Genomic DNA, 4,110 nt, shown 5'->3' on the forward strand with positions numbered 1-4,110 from the left:
AAAAAATGTATGGTCTGCTCCTTATCTGCAAGCTTGAACTGATTTCCAGAAGTCGTTTGCGTCAATGTATCCGGCCTGTCTGTGAGCCGTTTTCCGGCTCTGGCCTTGATGGGATCCGCACGTCATCGTCCTAATAAAGCTACCAGTCACGAGAGACTGCTTTTTTAGCCAGGCTGCAACGTCGTGGGGTAAACGCTTCTGTCATCTGTTTTTGGCTCGCAAAACCGGGTATGAGTTCTATCAGTTAAACGGCTGAACTTGCGTTGGGATACGGTTGGTAATCCCTGCCGGATGTCAGCACTTTCCAGCAAATTCGCATTATCTTGTTGGCCAGGGCGATAAGTACCACATGGTGGTGATGACCGACCTCCAGCCTAGCGACCCATTCGCCTAACGATGATTTGTCACGCTTCATGTGAATTTTCAGCGCTTTGGCGCCCTGAATAACCATTTGCCTCAAATAGTTATTGCCACGCTTACTGATCCCGCCGAGCGAAGATTTGCCACCCGTTGAATATTGTCTGGGAACCAGCCCCAACCAGGCTGAAAGATCGCGGGCTTTCTTGAATTGTGAACCATTGCCAATCGCGGCAATTAACGCGGTTGAGACAATCGGTCCAATGCCGGGGACTGTGCTGACTTTTTGGCACAAACTCGATGCGCTTGAGGCTTGCCCGAGCATGAGGCTCATCTCATCAATCTGAATATCCAGCTGTTGCCACCGTTCTCTCAGGCGCAATACCAGGGCGCGGATAAAATCAGGCAAGCCATTCTCGGCATCTTCAAGGATCGTAGGCAGAGAGCGCTCGAAGACTTTTCTGCCGACTGGCACGGTGAGCCCATATTCCAGCAGCAACGCTCGCATCTGATTGACAGTGGCGGTACGTTCGACGATGAAACGCTGACGGACGCGATGAGTCGCCTGTAATGCCAACTGTTCATGAGATTTCAACGGGACACAGCGCATAGTACCTCTGCTACCAGCCTCGGCAATGGCGGTGGCATCGTTGAAGTCATTCTTGTTCGATTTGAGGTAGGGCTTAACAAATTGAGCGGGAATAATCTTGGGCTCGAACCCCGCCTGTTGGAACTGGCGTCCCCAGTATTGCGAACCAGGACATGCCTCGAAGGCAACCCGACAGGGTGGAGTCGTACTGATGAACTGTTTCAGTTGTGAACGAGTGAGCTTTTGCTTGGTCAATACATGCCCCATGCGATCCATCGCCACCAGGTGAAACCAATTTTTGCCTAAATCGATCCCGTAAATGTAAATCTGCGCTTGAGTCATGATGAGCCTCCTTGATGCTGGCTCCAGCATAGCGGGGTGGATTGAGCAGACCATCCCATTAGGCTACTGCTCTCTTGATGGCGGACGAGTTCACACGTACGCGCTGATAGATCGATTAAGGGAGCAAGCCCCCATCACCTTGGTCTGCTGCGCTTTCGATGTTCCCACCTCCTGCTTTTACGACTACCTGGCTCGCAGGCGGATGATTAACCGTGAGCGCATGCAGCAGCGCTGTGAGTTGCGCCGGTTGTTCAAAGCGAGCAGGGACTCGGCAGGCAGCCGCGCCTTGATGTCAATGATGCGGGAGTTGGGGTATCAGATTGGCCGATTCAAAGTACGTAACCTGATGAAGGAAGCCGGGCTGGCATCCAAACAGCCGGGCGCACACCGTTATAAGGTGGCACAGTCTGAACGACCGGACATTCCCAATCTGCTGGCCCGCGAATTTGATGTCCAGCAACCCAATCAGGTGTGGTGTGGCGATATCACCTACGTCTGGGCAGGTGGCCGTTGGCATTACCTGGCAGCGGTTCTTGACCTGTACACTCGGCGGGTAGTGGGCTGGGCGATGTCTGATAAGCCTGATGCAGAGCTGGCCATCAAAGCACTGGAGATGGCCTATCAGCAGCGGGGTTGCCCATCCGGTGTGCTGTTTCACTCCGATCAGGGCTGCCAATATGGCAGCCGGGCATTTCGGCAACGACTGTGGCGCTATCGCATGACCCAGAGTATGAGTCGGCGTGGTAACTGCTGGGATAACGCCCCGATGGAACGGTTGTTCAGAAGCCTGAAGTCAGAGTGGCTCCCGGCTATGGGATATATGAGCTTGCGAGAGGCGAAGCGGGATATCAGTTACTACCTGATGGATTACTACAACTGGCGGCGTCCACATCAACACAATGACGGGATACCGCCAGCAAAAGCCGAAGAACGGCCTAACCAAGTGTCCGGATTTAGTTGACCACTACAGACACCGGTTTGAAGCCGGTGTCAGGCGATAACTAGATCTGTACAATAGGTAGAACGCCTTCCCTGGTTCTGTTCTGTATCTATTTTCTCTTCTTGGTTCGGCAAGCTTTCTTGGTCAAATATTCAGCAGTCCATTCCAGTCGTTCCCTTATTTCTGTCAGCGCTCTATGTGCCACTGCTTCCAATAGCGGTAACCACCATGTCGTACTGTTCTTTGGCGCTTTCAACATCGATAGCTTCCCTATCATCACACTCTGCGCGACCCGTCTTTTCATCATTAGCGACAGCTGGCTCGTCCACACCAATCCCTCGACGATTGCTTTCTCCACCGTCATAAACCCCTTGAGCCGTCCACTCTTTAAATAAAGGCCCCATGAATCTAGAATCACCCATACACACACCTGAAAAACAGACTTGGCAATATCGATTCCAACTACTTTGATCGTGTTCATGTGGTGCTCTCCCAAGTTGAACGCAGTCAGCCTAAGTACGAAACTGACCGCGCTGAGTGGGGGCGTCCATCACATCACTACACATCAAGTTGCCACACCGATAGCTCACCAATGTGATTTTTTATGAATTTAATTGAATATATTGACCTACATCTTTTCATTAATTTTCAGTAACGCTTTCGGTGAGACTCGTTTAGGTTTTCCCCTACCTGAGGTTGCCTTGCACAATTGGCAATATTTTTAATAATTTAATGTTTTATAGTGAGTTAGGAGTGTGAGTATGGAAGCAATGAATGTCATTTATAAGCAGGCCAGAATTTTTGGAGCAGAGCAAATTAGTCGTGATATTGGTTGGTTTATTGATAATAGATTTTCATTGACTCATGCAATAGCAGAGTATAAGTTTATACATTGTTTGGGGATTGAGGATAAGGCACGCGAGCAAGATCTGATTACTCAGATTAAAGTTAAGGCTGATATGTTAAATTTGCCACAATCTAAGATTATAGATATGGTTCAGTTACAGTTTAAGGCTAGTAAAATAATCCAGTGTCAATTGTTTTCACAATGGATTGAGAATCCGGACTCGGCACCAAGAAGCACAGGGGGTATTGTGGATATAGAAAAAATACGCTCACTTATTTCTAGTTCTGATAGTGCACTGTTAAATTATCTTGCTAACATAATGGTTATGAAGGATGATGCGCTTCACTATATGTTGGATTTTCACTTTGAGCATCCATTCATTACTGCTGCGACCAATAAAGAGATAAAATTATCATTTTATGAAATCATAAATCATCGTTATAAAAGCGCATTGTGAGTATGTACCAGATTGAACAGATCTACTTATAACCAGAAACCAGCTTCAAACCGATGTCCGGTTTACGCTTCTTGAGTGTGCACATCCTTTGGTATCATCATTTTCAGCCCCTTCTTGAACATGAAGTAGGGGCTTCCCCCCCATAAATTCTGCCCTGATGTAATAACTGGGTGTTGTAGTATTCCTAATTGTTTTCAGCCCTGTTGGCATCTGCTCTCCAAACTCATCTCAGCTCTTCCTCCCCTAGATTAGGAAAGGTGCGATGCAGCCGCTTAGCTCGGTGGCCTGCCTCCACACTTCGTCGATGGCTACCTCGTATGAGCATTGTCTGGCGCAGGCACGTGCCAACCTTTCGGATAAAAGACCTGGACTATCAGGAGAAAATGGCGAATATCGACGCCGCACTGACCTGCTGTGATGCCGATAATCCGGTACTTTATGAGGATTAAGTCGATATAGACCTCAATCCAAAATTAGGGGCCGACTGGATGTTCAGAGCGCGGCGTTGTTAATGGGATGGTCGCCCCTACCCAAAACGGCATCTGAAGTGCCAAAGTGGCGAATGTATGTTCCCACTG

2 protein-coding genes and 3 pseudogenes are annotated in these 4,110 nt (G+C 48.8%); 3 read left to right on the top strand and 2 right to left on the bottom strand.

Annotated features, from left to right (window positions below):
- Positions 1-244: 244 nt before the first annotated feature.
- On the bottom strand, positions 245-1,288 hold the full coding sequence (locus NOM06_RS20630; RefSeq protein WP_255913011.1) for an IS110 family transposase: 1,044 nt from the start codon (positions 1,286-1,288) through the stop codon (positions 245-247).
- 61 nt (positions 1,289-1,349) lie between these two features.
- On the opposite strand from NOM06_RS20630, the pseudogene NOM06_RS20635 reads away from it, so the two are divergent.
- A pseudogene (locus NOM06_RS20635) lies at positions 1,350-2,249 on the top strand (IS3 family transposase); the annotation flags it as partial.
- An 88-nt stretch (positions 2,250-2,337) separates the two neighbouring features.
- Here NOM06_RS20635 and NOM06_RS20640 read toward each other — a convergent pair.
- A pseudogene (locus NOM06_RS20640) lies at positions 2,338-2,610 on the bottom strand (IS4 family transposase); the annotation flags it as partial.
- Between the two features lie 379 nt (positions 2,611-2,989).
- Between NOM06_RS20640 and NOM06_RS20645 the strand changes: the two are divergent.
- Both NOM06_RS20645 and NOM06_RS20650 read left to right on the top strand, forming a co-directional pair.
- Positions 2,990-3,532, top strand: coding sequence for a chorismate mutase (locus NOM06_RS20645; protein ID WP_255913013.1), 543 nt, complete (start codon positions 2,990-2,992; stop codon positions 3,530-3,532).
- Positions 3,533-3,819: 287 nt separating this feature from the next.
- Positions 3,820-3,978 (top strand): annotated as a pseudogene (locus NOM06_RS20650) (IS630 family transposase); the annotation flags it as partial.
- Positions 3,979-4,110: the final 132 nt, after the last annotated feature.

It is taken from the genome of Aeromonas sp. JL9, from assembly GCF_024436075.1.
Taxonomy (GTDB): domain Bacteria; phylum Pseudomonadota; class Gammaproteobacteria; order Enterobacterales; family Aeromonadaceae; genus Aeromonas; species Aeromonas veronii.

What these genes read in the sequence shown, in the direction of transcription:
- NOM06_RS20630 (WP_255913011.1), bottom strand. Translation starts at nt 1,288, where the DNA reads ATGACTCAAGCGCAGATTTACATTTACGGGATCGATTTAGGCAAAAAT.
- NOM06_RS20645 (WP_255913013.1), top strand. Translation starts at nt 2,990, where the DNA reads ATGGAAGCAATGAATGTCATTTATAAGCAGGCCAGAATTTTTGGAGCA.